Genomic DNA, 17206 nt, shown 5'->3' with positions numbered 1-17206 from the left:
TTATTGGGGGATTTTGGGATTGGGTAATCAAAGTTCACACTAATAACAATATTGCCCTGTCTCACTAGTATCGTGACAGAAAAATATTAAGTCGGCGCTCAACCTGACCAACGTTTCTAGAATCTAAACCCACTAACCGAGATATAGATGGAAAGTGTCCTTTAGGAGCGTCTAAGGTGAAAGTATATTCCTCATATTTAATCCATTCATGATTGGCAAGACTTGCTAGCCATCCAACTTTATAAGCAAAGCGCTTAGAATCTTTCTTGGCTTGCCAAATACTTTGTTGGACGCTGAAACCAAATCTGCCTTCACTATATTGAACCCAGAGCTTATTAATAATATAAAGGTCATGACGAGGAAATTTTTGGATTTCTCCACTATCTAAAAAACCTTCTCCTTCACGCTCACATATTTTGAGCATAGTAGAGTAGGTTTCTTTATCAGCTTCTTTCCATTTTTCTTCTGCTAGTAGTTGCTGCAATTTTCTATAATCTATACCAGTAGTATGAGATACAAGAGTTAATTCTGCCGCCAATTGAGACAGATGTAACTGCACATCTGATAAAGATTTAATAATTGATGTTTGCGAATGTGTTTCCAAAACTTGAGATGGCAATTGAGATATTTGCTTTTTTATTTGACCTAATTTTTCGAGAATTTGATAATTTGACTTTTGTTCAGCAGTCATAATTTCTTTCAAAGCTTGTAGTTCAGTTTGAGCAGCTAGTGAGGATTTTTGAGTCTCAGCTAAAGTAATCTGAGCTTGTATTGCCGTTTCTTCAGTATTTGCCAATCTCTCCTGCATAGCCTGAAGCTCAGACTTTAATTCCTTTATTTCCGTTTTAAAGCTTGCAAGATTTGATTCAATATTATGCAAATTATTATTTGCTTTCATATCCTGCAACTCTTCACGGCTACGCCTGAGTTCTTCAATTGCTTTTTCGTAATATCCTAATGGTGTTTTCCAGTTATTATTACCTGCTTTGAACATAAAAGAACTTTGCTTATTTTATTGTTTATCTATTAATAATATTTGTGCAGACTTATCCTCTGATATAACATTGTTTTTGAAATCATAATTATTCATGATGCTACGCCAAAACCTACAAAGTAAACCATATTTTATCCAGTCTTTAATAGCTCGATTTTTCAATTCTGGAGAATTTCTTACTAAAGCAGCCATCATAGCGGCATTTTGTTGTAATTGTCCATAAATTTTCAATACCTCGTCAATAGAAGTTTTTTCATCTAACTTACTAAGTTCATAGCATTCGCTTAACTCATAAAGCTCAATATCAGAAAATAGACCACCAGGCTTCCATGCTATTTTGAGCCTTTGTCTACATTTATCAAGAGGACTGGGTAAGGCGTGAACTAAATATTTTTTCAATTCATTCCGAATGAGTTCAAGTTTGCCATCTATCAGTTCGGAGATTTTATCAACTATTTGATTAGCATCTTGAAATAACTTATTTTCCAAATATTCGATTCTTTCCAAACTCTGCTCAATGCTGTTTTGAGACAAGCTAATCGCCTGCATTACAGCTAGTGACATTTGATTAATTCTGTTTTCTAGATAAAAATTACTTTTACTAACAGTCTCCGTGAGGGCTTTTTCACGAATGTTATCTATTTTCTCAAGGTGATGTTTAACTTTTTTATCTGCGGTATTCAATAGATATTCAATGTCAAATTTAACTTTACTTTCTAATTCCTCACTTCTTTCTATTGCATGATTAATACTTTCTTGAGCTATATAATCAAGCTTGTCGGCTAAAGGGTAAAGTTTTTCATCAAACAAGTTAGCTATTTCTTTGCTACTCTCTCTCACAACCTCCTTAGCTGCACCCTCAAATTGTTTAACAAGACCTCCAAATAGCCATCCCATCATTTATCCACACCCTTTTAAAGGATAATTAGCAAGCAGATATCCTCCCAAAAATAACACTCCTTTTCAGGAGTGTCGAGGATAAAATAATAACTAATAAATAAGTAGAAATTCGGTAGACAATTATCGAATAATATTATTTTCTGTTTTAGAAAAATATAGTCGCTTTATCCAAAATCTGTTGTGCAAAATTGTTGCGATGTCTACGACGGGCTACACTAAAAATAAACTGTGTAGGTGTAGCTAATCGTAGATATCGCCCTACAGATAACCTAATTATTTCTTTTGCCTGATTTACCAGTTTGATTTGAAAGGTGGTGCTTTTGTATAACCTGCTCAATCTGGCAAGTCACCGCATCTATTCTATGTTTAACCTTATCAAAATCAATATTTACCCAAATATAGGCTTTATCAGGTTTTTGCCGATTGTTATTCATATATTGTTTTACTTGTCAATATATTTTGTTATATCTATACAATATAGTCTTCTTAATTTCTAAACTACTTTCTCTAGATATATAAGTAAATATGCTTAACATTTACTTAAGGTTTTATGAATCAAAAGCCCTCTTCCAAGCTTGGAAAAGGGACTTTGAAATTAGGTTTATTGAAAGAGGCGCGAAATATCGCGCCTCTAAGAACTAAAATCAAAATTCTAAGTATTAGCTTAAACCTTTGTTTGTAGATATTGAACTAACTGCGGTGCTTGCATCACTCCCTCGATCCTATCCACAGGCTTACCCTGCTTAAACAGTACCAAGGTTGGGAGAGACGCAATTTTATACTCAGTAGCCAAATCTGTGTATTTTTCTGTGTCGATTTTGACAATCCTTAAGCGATCCTTAAGTTGGGCATTGACTTGCTCTAAAATTGGCACCATCATTTGACAGGGACCACACCAGTCAGCATAAAAATCTACTAATACAGGTACATCAGAAGCAGACAGCATCTCTTCAAAGCTGTTGAATTGCTTTTTAGTTGCCATGTGACACACACCGATTTTCAATTGTTTGTTTCAATAGTAATTCTTAGAAAATAAAATAGGTATAGGTTTATGGGTTTTTGTTGGGAAAAGATTAAATTAGTTAATATAGAACGATTTAGTAACCCAAAATATTAAATCATTATAATAAAATACGTATTTTTTTGAGGTTGTGCATCTGCATTAGATATGTATTTAAACTTATCCTGACCAACCAAATGATTATAAAGGCGTTCACGAGAGTGATATCTACGAAGGGTGTAGCTGCAACACTTTCTAGTCTATCCAGCTAGGTGAATATATTGCTTTAAGTTATTCATCTATTCACAGAGAAATAACTATAGATATTTAATTATAGTTAAATGTTAATTCTTGTTATTCGAGTTATATAGCAATCCTATTTGATTTGTGAGAATTGCAACCCGCAATCCCCGACAACTTTATCAAGTCGGGATCTTGTTTCTGCGCGTTTGATTCAGGATAGCTATATCTAGCTAAATACCACGTATAACTTTATCTATTAGCTATCTAACTTGCAGCATCACAGCAAGATTGTCACCCTGCAAGAGTGGGATTTTACTCAGACAATATTCAGATGTTCCCGAAATCACCATAAGATAATTAGCGCGGTATTTCTAAGATTGAGGAACATTAAATGACACTATTACAAGATAAAGTCGCAATTGTCACAGGTGCATCACGAGGAATTGGCCGCGCGATCGCAATCGAATTAGCCTCACAAGGAGCGATCGCAGTTGTCAATTATGCTAGTTCGAGTGCTGCGGCTGAGGCAGTTGTTACAGAAATTATAAGTGCGGGAGGTCAAGCGATCGCGATCCAAGCAGACGTTTCTAAAAGCGATCAAGTAGACGCACTAGTTAAGACCGTCATGGAAAAGTTCAGCCGTGTGGATATCTTAGTCAACAATGCAGGTATTACCCGCGACAATCTGCTTTTGCGTTTGAAGACAGAAGATTGGCAAGCCGTGATAGACCTTAATCTAACTGGTGTTTTCTTATGTACACGCGCCATCAGTAAAATCATGCTGAAGCAGCGATCGGGGCGAATTATCAACATTACCTCCGTTGCAGGGCTAATGGGCAATCCAGGTCAGTCCAACTACAGCGCCGCCAAAGCAGGTGTAATCGGCTTCACTAAAAGCGTTGCCAAAGAACTTGCTACTCGCGGGATCACCGTTAACGCCGTCGCCCCTGGATTCATCACCACCGACATGACTAGCGATCTCAACAACCCCGAAGATATTCTCAAATACATCCCACTCGGTCGGTTCGGTCAGCCTGAAGAAATCGCAGGGATGGTGCGCTTTCTCGCTGCCGACCCCGCCGCCGCCTACGTCACCGGACAAGTCTTTAACGTCGATGGCGGCATGGTAATGGCCTAAATAGTTGAGCTAAATAATTGAGGGGTAGCGATTTTTCGTAGTTGGCGCTTTAGCGCCAACTACGAACTTATTAAATAAAATTTGACAGACTAATTATGAAAACAGACTCTATTTTTTATCGTTTATTTCAAACTTTCCCCAGTGCTTTTTTTGAATTAATTAATCTGCAAGCATCAGAAGCAAATGCATATAATTTCGCTTCAGTAGAATTAAAGCAAACAGCATTTCGTATTGATGGAGTCTTTCTTCCTGTTGCTAACACTAGTCGTCAGCCGATTTATTTTGTAGAGGTTCAATTTCAAAAAGATAATGAATTTTATGCTCGTTTATTTTCAGAAATATTTCTGTATTTACGACTTTACGCACCTACTTCAGATTGGCGAGCAGTAGTTATATTCCCTCGCCGCAGCCTTGAACCAACCCAAGTCCAACCGTATCGAGTCTTACTCGAAAGCCAATTGGTAACGAGGCTATATCTAAACGAGCTTGGAGAAGTAACTGAATATTCCTTGGGAGTTGGTATTCTCAAATTAGTAGTTGTAAATAAAAAACAAACTCCCATATTAGTCAAAAGTTTGATTACAAAGACACGTTCGGAAGTGAGCGATAAAGCACTTCAACAAAAAGTGCTAGATTTAATAGAAACAATTGTAGTTTACAAACTACCGCGTATCAGTCGTCAGGAGTTGATAAAAATGTTTGGACTCGGTGATTTTGATATCAAAACTACCAGAATTTATGAGGAAGTGCGTGATGATATCATTGAAGAAGTCCGTAATGAAGTCAGGCAAAAACAGACTTTAGAGGTAGTCATGCGTCTGCTGCGACGACGCATTGGTAATTTGAGTCAGCAATTGTCAGAGCGCATCAGTCAGTTATCTATTGAACAGCTTGAAAATCTAGCCGAGGCACTGTTGGATTTTTCCATAGAAGGAGATTTAGTTGCTTGGTTGCAAGACAATTTAACTCAAGCTTGAATTTTTTGTGGACTGAATAAACATAGTAGGGCTAGCATCGTAATGCTCACCCTACCAGTAACTAAGGCTGTTGGCGTATCCTTTGCCAGACTGTAAAGCCCAAAAGCAGGATAATGCTACTGGCGGTTGTCAGCATCACAGCCAAACTCATACCTTGTATTCTCATCGCCAGCAAGTTGAAAACTAAGGTAATTGACCAAAGGGTAAACGCAGCATTGCGCTGGGAGAGTCCCCAAGCAAGCAAGCGGTGGTGCAGGTGGTCTTTGCCAGGAGTACTGAGAGGGTTATTTCCTGCTAGTAGCCGCCGCACAAATACTTGAGTGGTGTCTAGCACCGGTAACAACAGAAATAAAACCGTAGGAATTAGTGCATAAACTGTGTTTTGTTGCAGTTTTCCTAAAATACTAGTTGCTGCCAGGACATAGCCGAAAAAGTATGCTCCGGCATCACCCATAATAATTCGTGACGGATGGAAATTATGGCGCAAAAATCCTAGTGCAGCACCTCCCAAAGCTGCAAGTACTAAGATTGCCGCAGCACGATTGTTAAATTGAGCTGCAACGCCCAACAAACTCATGGCGGTAATAAAGCTGATTCCTCCTGCCAAGCCATCCATACCATCCATCAAGTTGATGGCGTTGGTAATCCCTACTACCCATAGTACTGTTAGCAACATGGACAGAAGTGAGTCGATGGGAGTGCCAAACAGGACTTTGACACTGATGCCATTAGCTACCAATAATAGTGCCGTGACAATTTGCGCCCACAATCGCACAGAGGGCGGTAAACCAAACTGATCGTCAATAAAGCCCACAAGGACTAATATCGAACCCCCCAACAGAATAGTGAGCACCTGAGCCAATACGTTTTGGAGTTCGATCGGTCGTAAAAGGCTAGCTAATACCAGCGCGGCAATCACGCCCGCGTAGATAGCCAGCCCCCCGGCATTGGGTAAAGGTTCTCGGTTGAGTCGCCGGGCGTTGGGTTGGTCAGCCCAACCTACCCGCAAGGCGAATTTGCGTACTGTCGGAATTAAACGCCAAGTTACAACCCAAGCTAAAAGGAACGTAAATACTACTGCCAACCAGCCGGTGCCGCCAGGGTCGGCAATACCAAGGGATTTAAGGGAGTTCTCTAGATTCATCTCCCAATTCAAGCATTACTGCCAGTATCTAATATGAGCATCACCTGTATATTAATCAATTTTTTTTATTTCCATTTGTAACTTGAGCGGTGGGAGAGATTAGCACTCTGGCGCTGTGAGTGCTAAATTGTCTAATGGAAGCGCTGGAGAAATAAAACATGGCGAAAATTATTGCATTTGACGAGGAATCTCGGAGAGCTCTAGAAAGGGGTGTTAACGCCCTTGCCGATGCTGTAAAAATCACCTTGGGGCCTAAAGGTCGCAATGTCCTTTTAGAGAAAAAATTTGGCGCACCTCAAATTGTCAACGATGGTATCACTGTTGCAAAGGAAATTGAATTAGAAGATCCTTTGGAAAATACTGGTGCAAGACTCATCCAAGAAGTGGCCTCAAAAACTAAAGATGTCGCTGGGGATGGGACAACCACCGCCACAGTTTTAGCACAAGCCTTGATTAGAGAAGGTTTGAAGAACGTCGCGGCTGGTAGTAACCCTGTTAGCTTGAGACGCGGGATCGACAAAACTATTGAGGCATTGGTACTAGAAATTGCCAAAATAGCCAAGCCAGTAGAAGGAAGTGCGATCGCTCAAGTTGCGACTGTTTCTGCTGGTAACGATGAAGAAGTTGGCCAAATGTTAGCTCAAGCAATGGAAAAAGTCACCAAAGATGGTGTAATTACCGTTGAAGAATCTAAATCCCTCACCACCGAACTAGAAGTAGTTGAAGGGATGCAGATTGACAGGGGTTATATTTCTCCCTACTTCGTCACCAACAACGAACGGCAAATCGTCGAATTTGAAAATGCTCGGATTTTAGTGACAGATAAAAAAATCAGCAGCATCCAAGATTTAGTGCCGATTTTGGAAAAAGTTGCCCGTTCTGGTCAGCCCTTGCTAATTATCGCTGAAGATGTCGAAGGTGATGCTTTGGCAACTCTGGTGGTGAACAAAGCGCGGGGTGTACTGGCTGTGGCTGCCATTAAAGCGCCTGGATTTGGCGATCGCCGCAAAGCTTTGTTAGAAGATATTGCGATTCTCACCGATGGACAGTTGATTTCGGAAGAAATCGGCTTAAGCTTGGATACTGCTGCTCTAGAAGCGCTAGGAACTGCCCGCAAAATCACCATTGACAAAGAAACCACCACAATTGTCGCTGGCAGTGTCACGAAGCCAGAAGTACAAAAGCGGATTGCTCAAATTCGCAGACAGTTAGAAGAAACTGATTCTGAATACGATCAAGAAAAACTCCAAGAACGCATCGCCAAGCTCGCTGGCGGCGTGGCAGTGATTAAAGTGGGTGCGGCAACCGAAACCGAACTCAAAGACCGTAAACTGCGAATTGAAGACGCGCTGAACGCTACTAAAGCTGCTGTGGAAGAAGGTATTGTTCCTGGTGGTGGGACAACCTTGATTCACTTAGCTAAGAAGGTAGAAGAGATTAAAAAGACCTTACAAAATGACGAAGAAAGAATTGGGGCTGATATTGTCGGACGAGCGCTAGAAGCCCCCTTGCGCCAAATAGCAGACAACGCTGGTGCTGAAGGTTCTGTGATCGTCTCGAAAGTTCGGGATAGCGACTTCAACATTGGCTACAACGCTGCTACTGGCGAATTTGAAGACTTGATTGCTGCTGGTATTATCGACCCTGCCAAAGTCGTGCGTTCAGCTTTGCAAAACGCTGGTTCCATTGCTGGTTTGGTCTTAACCACCGAAGCGATCGTTGTTGAAAAGCCAGAGAAGAAATCCGCTGCTCCTGCCCCTGATATGGGTGGTATGGGCGGTATGGGTGGCATGGGCGGCATGGGTGGCATGGGTGGCATGGGTATGTTCTAATTTCTGCTGACCCAGATAAATATTTTTTAAACAGTTTGTCTTGCCAAGGCAGACTGTTTTTTTGTAACATTGCTGATTCAGAGGCAATATGTTATACCAATTCGTAATTCGTCAGATTAAATCTGGGTGATGACCAAATTAGCAACCTAAATAATTGCCTAATTTAGAAATTACCGTCTTTATATTAATTTTTGTAAAATAACGTGTAAGTTATCCTTATGTCCTTTGTTATTTACTAATGACAAATGACCAATGACCAATGACAAATGACTATTAGGTAATATTGCATGGCACGAAAACTACGTCGCCTTCCTAAACTACTCGCCAAGCTATATGAAGATGAGTTCCATCACCAACCAGGGACTATACCTGGAACCATTTTTATTGATGCAGATGCTCCACCACCAATAATTTTTTTGATTGACTATAACCAAACCAATTTCATCCGCGAACAAATAGAAACTCCAGAGGAGTGTGTCTCTTATTTGGAAGCAGAATCGGTTTCTTGGGTAGACGTACAAGGTTTAGGTAGTCAAGACATATTACAACGATTGGGTAACGTTTTTAAGTTACATCCTCTAGTTTTAGAAGATGTAGTCAATGTACCGGAGCGTCCCAAAACAGAGGATTATGAAGATCAATTACTTTTCATTGCCCGGATGGTAGTGCCAAAAGAAAGAACATGTGGTTTTTATAGCGAGCAAGTGAGTTTGATATTAGGAAAAAATTATCTGCTGACAGTGCAAGAGGAACCAGAACATGATTGCTTTGAAGCGGTGCGATCGCGAATTGAAAAAAACAAAGGTACTATCCGTAAACAGGGAGCGGACTATTTAGCTTATGCTCTGTTAGATGCAATTATTGATGGCTTTTTCCCCGTACTGGAGCTTTATGGTGAGCGAATCGAAGAGTTAGAGGAAGAAGTAATAGTTAAACCTACTCCCCAAACACTGCAAAATATTTATCAAATTAGACGAGAATTACTGCAACTACGTCGTGCTATCTGGCCCCAGCGGGACGCAATTAATTCCTTGATTCGAGATGGTAGTGAATTGATTGGTGAAGAAGTGCGAATCTACCTGCGAGATTGTTATGACCATACAGTGCAAGTGATGGATATGGTAGAAACTTACCGAGAACTATCATCTGGATTAATGGATGTGTACCTTTCGGCAGTGAGTAATAAAATGAATGAAATCATGAAGGTACTAACGATAGTTTCAACAATTTTTATTCCCCTGACTTTTGTGGCCGGAATATATGGTATGAATTTCAATACTGAGAAATCACCATATAATATGCCTGAGTTGAATTGGTATTGGGGCTATCCACTTTGCTGGGGAGTGATGTTAGCGATCGCAGTTAGTTTGCTATTCTTTTTTTGGCGAAGAGGCTGGCTGCAAAATTCTGTAGAAATCAAGCGCAATTAAAAATTGTAGATTAGCGATAAGTCAAATATATATTCATTAGCACCGGGAGTTAAGATTTTTGAGTTATGAGGAGTAGCGACCAGAATTTAGTAGTTTTGACGATTTATATTATCGGTGTTTCATACGTTTTCAACCGCATGATTGAATCCATCGATGACCAAGTTAAATTTGAGTTTAAAAAAGGAACCGTTGACGAGCAACTCAAAGAACACAATCTCGACGATAAAATTGGAATTTCCTTTAAACTTAAACCCTCATACGCAATTGACGATTTGAAAGATTTAGGAATTAGCATTGAAAATAAATCCGATCAGGTTGCTATATACGTTGACTGGGATAATAGTTCTTTAGTAGTTGAACATAGTAAGCAATCGCGCCGCGTAATTCGGAAATCACCAGACTTAACCCGCGACTTAGCAGTACCCCAAAGTCCTAGCCTGATTGCTCCCAAGAAAACACTTTCTGAAACAGTAACAGCAGAAGATGTTTTCGAGCGGGATAAAGACGCTGGAACCTATTCAGCAAAAAAACCACTAATTGATATCAACGGGCTACAAAAAGGGCAAAAAAAGTTGTACAACGACTTTATTAATAGAAAAAAGGAGTTGGACTTTTCCCTGCAACTGGTGCTACGGATATCTGAAGTGCGTTTAGGTCTAGCCCCAGGTCGTGATTTTCCTCCCATTAGTATTATCAATTGTCCTTTCACAGTCAGAAAACTACCTTGGACTTACGCTCTACCTTGGAATAAAAAAAAGCAATAGCAACCAGACACACTATGCCATCCAAGATTACACTGGATCTAAGGAGAGAGTAGGCGCAGGCGGTTGCAGATCAGTCATAGTTACTGGTTTGAGGAAAGTCCGGACTCCCGAAAGACCAAACTTGCTGGATAACGTCCAGTGCGAGCGATCGTGAGGATAGTGCCACAGAAAGATACCGCCAAAACTAGTCCTGAGCAATGAGTGCTGAGTGCTGAGTTTTCTTTACTCAGCACTCAGCACTCACAACTATTTTGGTAAGGGTGCAAAGGTGCGGTAAGAGCGCACCAGCAGTATCGAGAGGTGCTGGCTCGGTAAACCCCGGTTGGGAGCAAGGCGATAGGAACTACGGTTGGTCTTTTACCAGTTCCGCTCAATGAGAGCCGCTTGAGGCGTTTGGTAACAAACGTCCCAGATAGATAACTGCCCTCGCAAGAGAACAGAACCCGGCTTATGTCCTGCTCTCTCCCCTTTAATGGAGTATGAACCTTTAATGGTTTGTACTCTATTATTTTTTGTATGGGTTTTGTGCGTAAGCGTACCCTTCGGGAAGCAAGCTACGCGTAGCGTCTCGTAGAGAAGCTCGTCGTAGACATCGCTAATTCATCATCTAAAGCATTTAAAGCATTCCCAGGATCTCTAATGCTGTATCCAGATGCCATTTAACTCGATAGAGTCCAAACAGTTTCTCTTGACTGTACCGTGCTGGATACTCTAGTTTCCTCCCCTCCATCGTCACCTTGAGCAATGCTGACTGCTCAGGTGTCGGTGTTCCCATAGCTTCTAGTGTCGCTTCTAGCGCTTCTACTTGAGAGAATATAGGAGACTTCAATCCTTTATTCTCCGACACTTGCTTGCAGGCTATAACAGGAAAGGTCAGGAGTGCGTTAATGTAGGATGCCTTATCAGCAGGGTTCCCTATTGCTTGGATGCCATACTGTATCAGACATAAATCGCGTAACGCTCTCAAGCTTTTAACTTCTAATTCTGTGCGCGTAAACATAAAATAGAGTTACCTCTTGTAAAAGTGGGAATCGGTGGGCAACAAGTTTCTCAGGCTAAAATGCCCATCGATTTAACATTCTCCACTGATATACACGTGGAGAATAAATTTATTTGTATTTCTATACAATGTCTAAAAATAAAGGTAATCCAGATAACTTAAAGCCATTCACCACGGACAGAGAGCGGCCACTAACTGAATATCTACATTTGCGTGTCACTAAAGAAATGAAGGAAGAAGTGAAAGCTAAAGACGATCCTCCTGAATTTTGCCGTCAAGCTATCCAAGAGAAGCTAGATAGAGAGAAGTAGCAAAAAGTTGTTAGAGTAATAGTCCAAGAACTTTAGGAATATAAATTAAATATAGATAGCTTCCCCTGCCTCCCCTGCCTCCCCTGCTCCCCCTGCCCCCTTCCCCTTATCATGTAATGCCCCTTGCCTATCCACGCCGTCAACGGCAACTTGAAAGTTTAGTCCAAAAATTAGGTTTGTCGCTAGAAGCACCTATAAAGTGGGAACTGCTGGATTTAGCGCTCACTCATCCCACTGTCTCTGACTCGGCAAATTATGAACAGCTAGAGTTTGTTGGCGATGCAGTAGTGCGGTTGGTGTCGGCTGTTGTGTTATGGGAAAATTATCCCGATTGTCCAGTAGGGGATTTTGCGGCGATTCGTTCGGTGTTGGTGAGCGATCGCATCCTCGCGCAATTGGCCAGAGTTTATGGTTTGGAGTTATACTTACTAGTCGCTGGTAGTGCTACTGCCGATAAAGTTGGTTTAGAGTCACGACTGGCAGATGCTTTTGAAGCAGTTCTGGGTGCGCTTTACTTAAGTACTCAAAATCTGGAATTGATTCGCTCTTGGCTAGATCCCCACTTCCACGAACTAGCAACAGAAATTCGCCTCGATCCTGCCAGATTAAATTACAAAGCTGCTCTCCAAGAATGGACTCAGGCGCAATTTAAAGTTTTACCAGAGTATCGGGTTGTGGAAGTCACTCAACCACATCGCAATCAAGAACGTTTTATGGCTGAAGTATGGCTGCACGGAAACAAACTCGGAGAAGGTAAGGGGCGATCGATCAAAACTGCTGAACAAGCCGCAGCTAAAGTAGCTTTTTTAGCAATTCCTAATCCGCAAATACCCTGAGCTTAAAAGAAAGGCAATTAGTCGATAATCAGTTGATTGTCAGTGGTCATTTGTCCTCATCCTTTGTATACAAATAACTAATGACAAATGACAAACGACAAATGACTAATAACTAATGACAAATAAAATTAATATTGCTGTCATCGGAGTTGGGCGTTGGGGAGTGCATCTGCTGCGAAATTTTTTAGCAAATCCCCAAGTAAATGTAGTTGCTGTAGTAGACCCCCATCCAGAACGATTAGCGGCGGTAAAGCAGCAGTTTAACTTAGAGGAAAATGTACTATTAACAACCCAATGGCAGGATTTAAAGACAGTGCCAGGGTTGACAGGAGTGGCGATCGCTACTCCTGCTACCACCCACTATGCTTTAATTAAAGACGCTCTCCAACAGGGATATCATGTTTTGGCAGAAAAACCCCTAACTCTTGATCCCGCAGAATGTCAGGAACTTTGCCATTTAGCACAACAGCATCATTTAATACTAACAGTTGACCACACTTATTTATTTCACCCAGCGGTTGAGCGAGGAAAAACTGTAGTACAAGCGGGTAAATTAGGTGATTTACGCTATGGCTACGCCACCCGCACCCATTTGGGGCCTGTTCGGCAAGATGTTGATGCGCTGTGGGACTTAGCCATTCATGATATTGCTATATTTAACGCTTGGCTGGGTCAAATTCCTGTGCAAGTACAAGCAACGGGTACTGTGTGGCTACAGGGAGCAGGGGGGCAGGGGAGCAGGGGAGCAGGGGAGCAGGGGAGCAGGGGAGCAGAGGTGAGTCCATATACTGATTCTGTGCCTCAAGGTTTAGCCGATCTAGTATGGCTGACACTCACATACCCAGATGGCTTTCAAGCTTATATTCACTTGTGCTGGCTGAATCCTGATAAGCAGCGACGGCTGGGGATTGTGGGTAGTCTTGGCAGCTTGATTTTTGATGAAATGTCAATATCATCACCCCTAACCCTGCTACATGGAGAGTTTGAACAGCAGGGGAATCAATTTATTCCTGTGAATCAAAGACAGATAGTGCTGGAATTGGAGCCAGGCGAACCATTGGGGCGGGTTTGCTCCTCCTTTGTTGCCTCTATTCTCAACAATACTCCCTCAGAGATTTCGTCTGGCTGGGTAGGCACTGAATTAGTAGAAATTCTTGCTGCTCTAACATTATCTCTTAGCCAAGGCGGTAAACCTGTTTTTTTGGCGACTTCCAGAAAATAAATTATCCAATTTACTCAGATAATATTTTTCTTTCTCTCCCTGCCCCCTGCTCCCTGCCCCCCTGCCTACACCGCGATAGGATATTTTTTTAGTTGGAAGTCCCTTGAGCGATCGCATCGTCAAGGATCAAAAGTTTCAGGAGTACTGATGAATATGGATTTTTGACTAAATTACTTATTGAAAGTCCCATTTGCACAAACTCCTCCTTTTGGAAGACTTACCAAAATAGTTTGCAGAGGCGAAAGACGAATCTCGCAAGTCTCATTTCCAAATAGCAACTGGGACTTCGGGAGCTTTTCTTTGTCTACCTCTATTTTCACAGACTTGTTGATCCCCAAAGAAGAACTTCCCCCAGATTCCTGTAGGTTGGGGTAGCGGCTTGCCTTTACTGGCTCATTCCCAGAGGAGAATCCCAAATCCCCGACATTTGCTTCTTTGTTTGGAACAGCTAACAGCGAGATATCAATCAAAGGTAAGGTAATTTTCAGTGTCGTACCTTGATGAAGTCCCGCACTCTCAAGAGTAATGCTACCTCCCATGAGTTCGATTAAGTTTCGTGAAATCGCTAGTCCCAGTCCAGTACCTTCAAACTGACGTGTCGTAGTGCCATTCACCATTACAAAGGGGCGAAATAGTTTGTGCTGTTGAGTCGGATCGATACCTATACCTGTATCTTTGACAGCTACTACCACCTGAGATTTACCATTACTAGATTGAATTTCTGTAGCAATGGTGATACTGCCGGTGTCGGTGAACTTGGTGGCGTTGCCGATAACATTAATCAGTACTTGCTTCAGTTTTCCCGCGTCTGCGTTAATTGGGATCGCTTTGGAGGCTAACTCACATTTCAATTGCAAGCCCTTTTGTTGGACATTAACTGATTGTAAATTAATCACTTCTAACAATAGTTGTCGGAGGTCAATAGGCGTGGAAACAACTGAAAGCTTACCTGCTTCGATTTTAGAAATGTCGAGTAAATCATTAATAATACCTAACAAGTGAATCGTTGTTTCATCGGCACGTTTAAGAAACTCCATTTCTTCTTCCCGGTCATCACATAAGCCTTCTTCAACCAGGCGAATACAGTTAATAATAATATTTAATGGGTTTCTCAATTCATGGGAAGTCGTAGCCAAAAACTGGCTTTTAATCTGGTTAGCACTTTTTGCTTCTTTCCAAGCTATTTCCAGTTCTTCCGATCCAGCTTTTAGACGTTCTACCATTTGGTCTAATGCTTGGGCCAGTTGATTGAATTCCCGAATTTGAAAATTGTGCGGAACTGGTTGTGCGGCATGGTGAGAGTGAATATTGAGAGCATAGTCTCGCAATTCTTCTACAGGACGGGCCAAGTAAGGAGCTAAATATAGGGATGCTAACAAACTTGCGCCAATCAAACCAACTGTCAGAACGATCAGAATTAATTTGATTTCCTCTAAACCAAACAGCGCATTATCGACACTACTAACAGCTAAAACTATCCATTTTTGCTGTTGCTGTTGAGTAAGTGGATTTGCAATAACTGTATAGCCAGCGACTAATTCTTCTCCCTCTCTAAAAGACAAACTTATCGAATCGTTTTTTCCGGTGATTGCATTTTTAATTATGCTCTTGATTTGGGAAGCATGAGGGTGCTGAGTGATATTAGTTCCCACCCAATCGGTGAATGGGTGTGCCAAAATTGTGCCATCTTCAGCAATCACTACCATCGCGCCCGTGAGCGATCCCGGCGGATTTCTGGTTTGTTGGTACAATGCAGACTGAATACTTAAGCTGTAAATTGAATTTTTTCGGCTATCGGAAACTGGTGCAGATAAAACTACTTGCAGTTGATTTTGTGCATTTCTTTTTCCAGTCGTTCCTGCCTTTGGCGGAAAGATTGCTTTGACATCAATTCCATCACTAGGCAAAGGTAATCTCAATTCGCCAATTTCTCGATCCCCACAGCTACTAGCAATTATCTTCTGGTTTAGGAGATTTGTTAGTTGGATGCACTCAATACTGGCTGGAAGTTGTTGCCTTAACTGCGTGAGAAATTCTTGCTCTTGTATAGACGAACCCGACGGAATAACCGTTGTTTTGCTTACACTCTGCAAATTAGCTTTTAAGATTGCGATCGCATCACCAATTCTCTCCCCTTTACTGATGGCGCTTTCTGTTAAGTTTTGCCGTGCAGTTCTCAATATACTAGTACGTGCCTTATTCAAAGCAACAATTTCCCCTACTAGTAAAACTGGAACAAACAGCAGCAATATTCTCGTTACTAAAATTCGACGAAAGGAAGATTGGCGGGAATTAGTCATCGAGTGTCTCACTTTGCACCTGCAACCTACAACACCAAAGATATGCAATTAGACCAGCTAGATGAGACATTTTATTAAATTATCAGAATTTTATTTTCAATGTTTAAAAATAACAAATTGCTATAATTCAAAAAGAAACGTGGTATACCAAACCTCGTATATGCTAGATGTAGAAGAGATTTGTGTTGCATATCAATACAGTGGTTAAATTATAAAACAGTAGCTTGCAGGTATGGTTTTTTTGAAAATCTACACACGACTAAAGTAAATATTAAAACTATCAAATCAATTCAATGTTGCAACATCGTCCTCATACTACAGTTGTTTTAGCAATGAGTGCAGATGGCAAGATAGCAGATTTTAAGCGATCGCCTGCTAGGTTTGGTTCAAGGGTTGATAAAGCGCACTTAGAAAAACAAATTGCTGCCTCTGATGCCGTTTTATTTGGTGCTGGTACTCTGAACGCTTATGGAACAACACTTACTGTAACCGATCCAACTCTAGTGCAACTCCGGGCGCAAGGAGGGAAGCCTCGGCAACCAGTTCATATAGTGATTACAAACTCTGCAAACCTTAATCCGGAAATTCACTTTTTTAAGCAACCAGTAAGACGCTGGCTACTCACCACAACAGCAGGGGAATTTTCGTGGAAAGAACGCTTACAGACGCTTCACTCAACTCTGGGAATCGGAGTACAAGAGTACCCTCCAGAATTTGAGAAGATTCTGGTTTTTGAAACACCAACGCGAGAAATTGACATTCTCGCAGCCTTGAAGCAACTAGCCACTCTACATATAACACGCTTGGCGGTCTTGGGTGGAGGTGAATTAGTCGCTTCCTTGCTGGAACTAGATTTAATTGATGAATTATGGCTAACTGTCTGTCCGCTGATTTTAGGTGGTAATACTGCACCCACACCCGTCGAAGGGAAAGGATTTTTACCCGATTTGGCTCCCAAGTTACAACTTATAGAAGTTCAGACAGTTGAGCAAGAGGTGTTTTTACACTATCGCCTGCAACGGCCAGCAGATTAGATTACGCTAAGTTAAGTTATTTATTGGGGATAGGGCATTGGGTACAAGAGGCGGAGGGGCAGAGGGGAAAGACTTACTGCT

General features: G+C 41.4%; 16 protein-coding genes and 1 other RNA gene. 10 read left to right on the top strand and 7 right to left on the bottom strand.

The features are described 5' to 3' along the window. Positions 1 to 64: 64 nt before the first annotated feature. From V7K61_RS09265 to trxA, 4 genes are all read right to left on the bottom strand, one after another. Positions 65 to 994 (bottom strand): GUN4 domain-containing protein, encoded by a 930-nt coding sequence (locus V7K61_RS09265; RefSeq protein WP_335052961.1) that lies wholly within the window; start codon positions 992 to 994, stop codon positions 65 to 67. Between the two features lie 18 nt (positions 995 to 1012). After that, on the bottom strand, positions 1013 to 1894 hold the full coding sequence (locus V7K61_RS09260; RefSeq protein ID WP_335052959.1) for a hypothetical protein: 882 nt from the start codon (positions 1892 to 1894) through the stop codon (positions 1013 to 1015). Positions 1895 to 2163: 269 nt separating this feature from the next. Then, positions 2164 to 2328 carry a hypothetical protein gene (locus tag V7K61_RS09255; protein WP_335052957.1) on the bottom strand — a complete coding sequence of 55 codons (165 nt, stop codon included), beginning with the start codon at positions 2326 to 2328 and terminating at the stop codon, positions 2164 to 2166. A 230-nt stretch (positions 2329 to 2558) separates the two neighbouring features. Continuing rightward, complete coding sequence (trxA, locus tag V7K61_RS09250; protein ID WP_094352713.1) at positions 2559 to 2876, bottom strand: thioredoxin; 318 nt, start codon at positions 2874 to 2876, stop codon at positions 2559 to 2561. Positions 2877 to 3528: 652 nt separating this feature from the next. Between trxA and fabG the strand changes: the two genes are divergently transcribed. Both fabG and V7K61_RS09240 read left to right on the top strand, forming a co-directional pair. Continuing rightward, on the top strand, positions 3529 to 4275 hold the full coding sequence (gene fabG, locus V7K61_RS09245) for a 3-oxoacyl-[acyl-carrier-protein] reductase (RefSeq protein ID WP_335052955.1): 747 nt from the start codon (positions 3529 to 3531) through the stop codon (positions 4273 to 4275). A 95-nt stretch (positions 4276 to 4370) separates the two neighbouring features. Then, positions 4371 to 5252, top strand: coding sequence for an Rpn family recombination-promoting nuclease/putative transposase (locus V7K61_RS09240; RefSeq protein ID WP_335052953.1), 882 nt, complete (start codon positions 4371 to 4373; stop codon positions 5250 to 5252). Positions 5253 to 5313: 61 nt separating this feature from the next. Here the strand turns inward: V7K61_RS09240 and V7K61_RS09235 are convergent, their stop codons facing one another. Continuing rightward, positions 5314 to 6396 carry an MraY family glycosyltransferase gene (locus V7K61_RS09235; protein WP_334721134.1) on the bottom strand — a complete coding sequence of 361 codons (1083 nt, stop codon included), beginning with the start codon at positions 6394 to 6396 and terminating at the stop codon, positions 5314 to 5316. 158 nt (positions 6397 to 6554) lie between these two features. On the opposite strand from V7K61_RS09235, the gene groL reads away from it, so the two are divergent. The 4 genes from groL (at position 6555) to rnpB (ending at position 10888) form a co-directional block, all read left to right on the top strand. After that, on the top strand, positions 6555 to 8228 hold the full coding sequence (groL, locus tag V7K61_RS09230) for a chaperonin GroEL (protein ID WP_335052950.1): 1674 nt from the start codon (positions 6555 to 6557) through the stop codon (positions 8226 to 8228). A gap of 287 nt (positions 8229 to 8515) precedes the next feature. Continuing rightward, the gene (gene corA / locus V7K61_RS09225; RefSeq protein ID WP_335052948.1) at positions 8516 to 9658 is read left to right on the top strand and encodes a magnesium/cobalt transporter CorA; all 1143 of its coding nucleotides are present in this window, start codon (positions 8516 to 8518) and stop codon (positions 9656 to 9658) included. 65 nt (positions 9659 to 9723) lie between these two features. After that, on the top strand, positions 9724 to 10422 hold the full coding sequence (locus V7K61_RS09220; protein ID WP_335052946.1) for a hypothetical protein: 699 nt from the start codon (positions 9724 to 9726) through the stop codon (positions 10420 to 10422). A 46-nt stretch (positions 10423 to 10468) separates the two neighbouring features. Next, positions 10469 to 10888: RNase P RNA component class A (gene rnpB, locus V7K61_RS09215), an RNA gene on the top strand. A gap of 150 nt (positions 10889 to 11038) precedes the next feature. Here the strand turns inward: rnpB and V7K61_RS09210 are convergent. Beyond that, positions 11039 to 11422, bottom strand: a complete 384-nt coding sequence (locus V7K61_RS09210; protein ID WP_118167251.1) for a hypothetical protein — start codon at positions 11420 to 11422, stop codon at positions 11039 to 11041. A gap of 128 nt (positions 11423 to 11550) precedes the next feature. On the opposite strand from V7K61_RS09210, the gene V7K61_RS09205 reads away from it, so the two are divergent. From V7K61_RS09205 to V7K61_RS09195, 3 genes are all read left to right on the top strand, one after another. Then, on the top strand, positions 11551 to 11733 hold the full coding sequence (locus V7K61_RS09205; RefSeq protein ID WP_099104126.1) for a hypothetical protein: 183 nt from the start codon (positions 11551 to 11553) through the stop codon (positions 11731 to 11733). A 116-nt stretch (positions 11734 to 11849) separates the two neighbouring features. Next, on the top strand, positions 11850 to 12569 hold the full coding sequence (rnc, locus tag V7K61_RS09200) for a ribonuclease III (protein WP_335052943.1): 720 nt from the start codon (positions 11850 to 11852) through the stop codon (positions 12567 to 12569). A 115-nt stretch (positions 12570 to 12684) separates the two neighbouring features. Beyond that, entirely contained in the window at positions 12685 to 13791 is a 1107-nt protein-coding gene (locus tag V7K61_RS09195) for a Gfo/Idh/MocA family protein (protein WP_335052941.1), read from the top strand. A gap of 170 nt (positions 13792 to 13961) precedes the next feature. Here the strand turns inward: V7K61_RS09195 and V7K61_RS09190 are convergent, their stop codons facing one another. Next, positions 13962 to 16091, bottom strand: a complete 2130-nt coding sequence (locus V7K61_RS09190) for an ATP-binding protein (protein WP_335052939.1) — start codon at positions 16089 to 16091, stop codon at positions 13962 to 13964. A 293-nt stretch (positions 16092 to 16384) separates the two neighbouring features. Here V7K61_RS09190 and V7K61_RS09185 point away from each other — a divergent pair, with 293 nt between their 5' ends. Then, on the top strand, positions 16385 to 17125 hold the full coding sequence (locus V7K61_RS09185) for a RibD family protein (protein WP_335052937.1): 741 nt from the start codon (positions 16385 to 16387) through the stop codon (positions 17123 to 17125). Positions 17126 to 17206 lie beyond the last annotated feature (81 nt).

The organism is Nostoc sp. (assembly GCF_036918015.1).
Lineage (GTDB): Bacteria > Cyanobacteriota > Cyanobacteriia > Cyanobacteriales > Nostocaceae > Nostoc.
Note: the sequence above shows the minus strand (reverse complement) of the source record. Positions and strands in the feature narration are given on the sequence as shown.

Excerpts from the sequence above, each read along its gene's own strand:
- V7K61_RS09240 (WP_335052953.1), top strand. The coding sequence starts at position 4,371 with ATGAAAACAGACTCTATTTTTTATCGTTTATTTCAAACTTTCCCCAGT.
- V7K61_RS09210 (WP_118167251.1), bottom strand. The coding sequence starts at position 11,422 with ATGTTTACGCGCACAGAATTAGAAGTTAAAAGCTTGAGAGCGTTACGC.
- V7K61_RS09205 (WP_099104126.1), top strand. The coding sequence starts at position 11,551 with ATGTCTAAAAATAAAGGTAATCCAGATAACTTAAAGCCATTCACCACG.
- trxA (WP_094352713.1), bottom strand. The coding sequence starts at position 2,876 with ATGGCAACTAAAAAGCAATTCAACAGCTTTGAAGAGATGCTGTCTGCT.
- V7K61_RS09190 (WP_335052939.1), bottom strand. The coding sequence starts at position 16,091 with ATGACTAATTCCCGCCAATCTTCCTTTCGTCGAATTTTAGTAACGAGA.
- V7K61_RS09220 (WP_335052946.1), top strand. The coding sequence starts at position 9,724 with ATGAGGAGTAGCGACCAGAATTTAGTAGTTTTGACGATTTATATTATC.
- rnc (WP_335052943.1), top strand. The coding sequence starts at position 11,850 with ATGCCCCTTGCCTATCCACGCCGTCAACGGCAACTTGAAAGTTTAGTC.
- V7K61_RS09255 (WP_335052957.1), bottom strand. The coding sequence starts at position 2,328 with ATGAATAACAATCGGCAAAAACCTGATAAAGCCTATATTTGGGTAAAT.
- V7K61_RS09265 (WP_335052961.1), bottom strand. The coding sequence starts at position 994 with ATGTTCAAAGCAGGTAATAATAACTGGAAAACACCATTAGGATATTAC.
- fabG (WP_335052955.1), top strand. The coding sequence starts at position 3,529 with ATGACACTATTACAAGATAAAGTCGCAATTGTCACAGGTGCATCACGA.
- groL (WP_335052950.1), top strand. The coding sequence starts at position 6,555 with ATGGCGAAAATTATTGCATTTGACGAGGAATCTCGGAGAGCTCTAGAA.
- V7K61_RS09185 (WP_335052937.1), top strand. The coding sequence starts at position 16,385 with ATGTTGCAACATCGTCCTCATACTACAGTTGTTTTAGCAATGAGTGCA.
- V7K61_RS09235 (WP_334721134.1), bottom strand. The coding sequence starts at position 6,396 with ATGAATCTAGAGAACTCCCTTAAATCCCTTGGTATTGCCGACCCTGGC.
- V7K61_RS09260 (WP_335052959.1), bottom strand. The coding sequence starts at position 1,894 with ATGATGGGATGGCTATTTGGAGGTCTTGTTAAACAATTTGAGGGTGCA.
- V7K61_RS09195 (WP_335052941.1), top strand. The coding sequence starts at position 12,685 with ATGACAAATAAAATTAATATTGCTGTCATCGGAGTTGGGCGTTGGGGA.
- corA (WP_335052948.1), top strand. The coding sequence starts at position 8,516 with ATGGCACGAAAACTACGTCGCCTTCCTAAACTACTCGCCAAGCTATAT.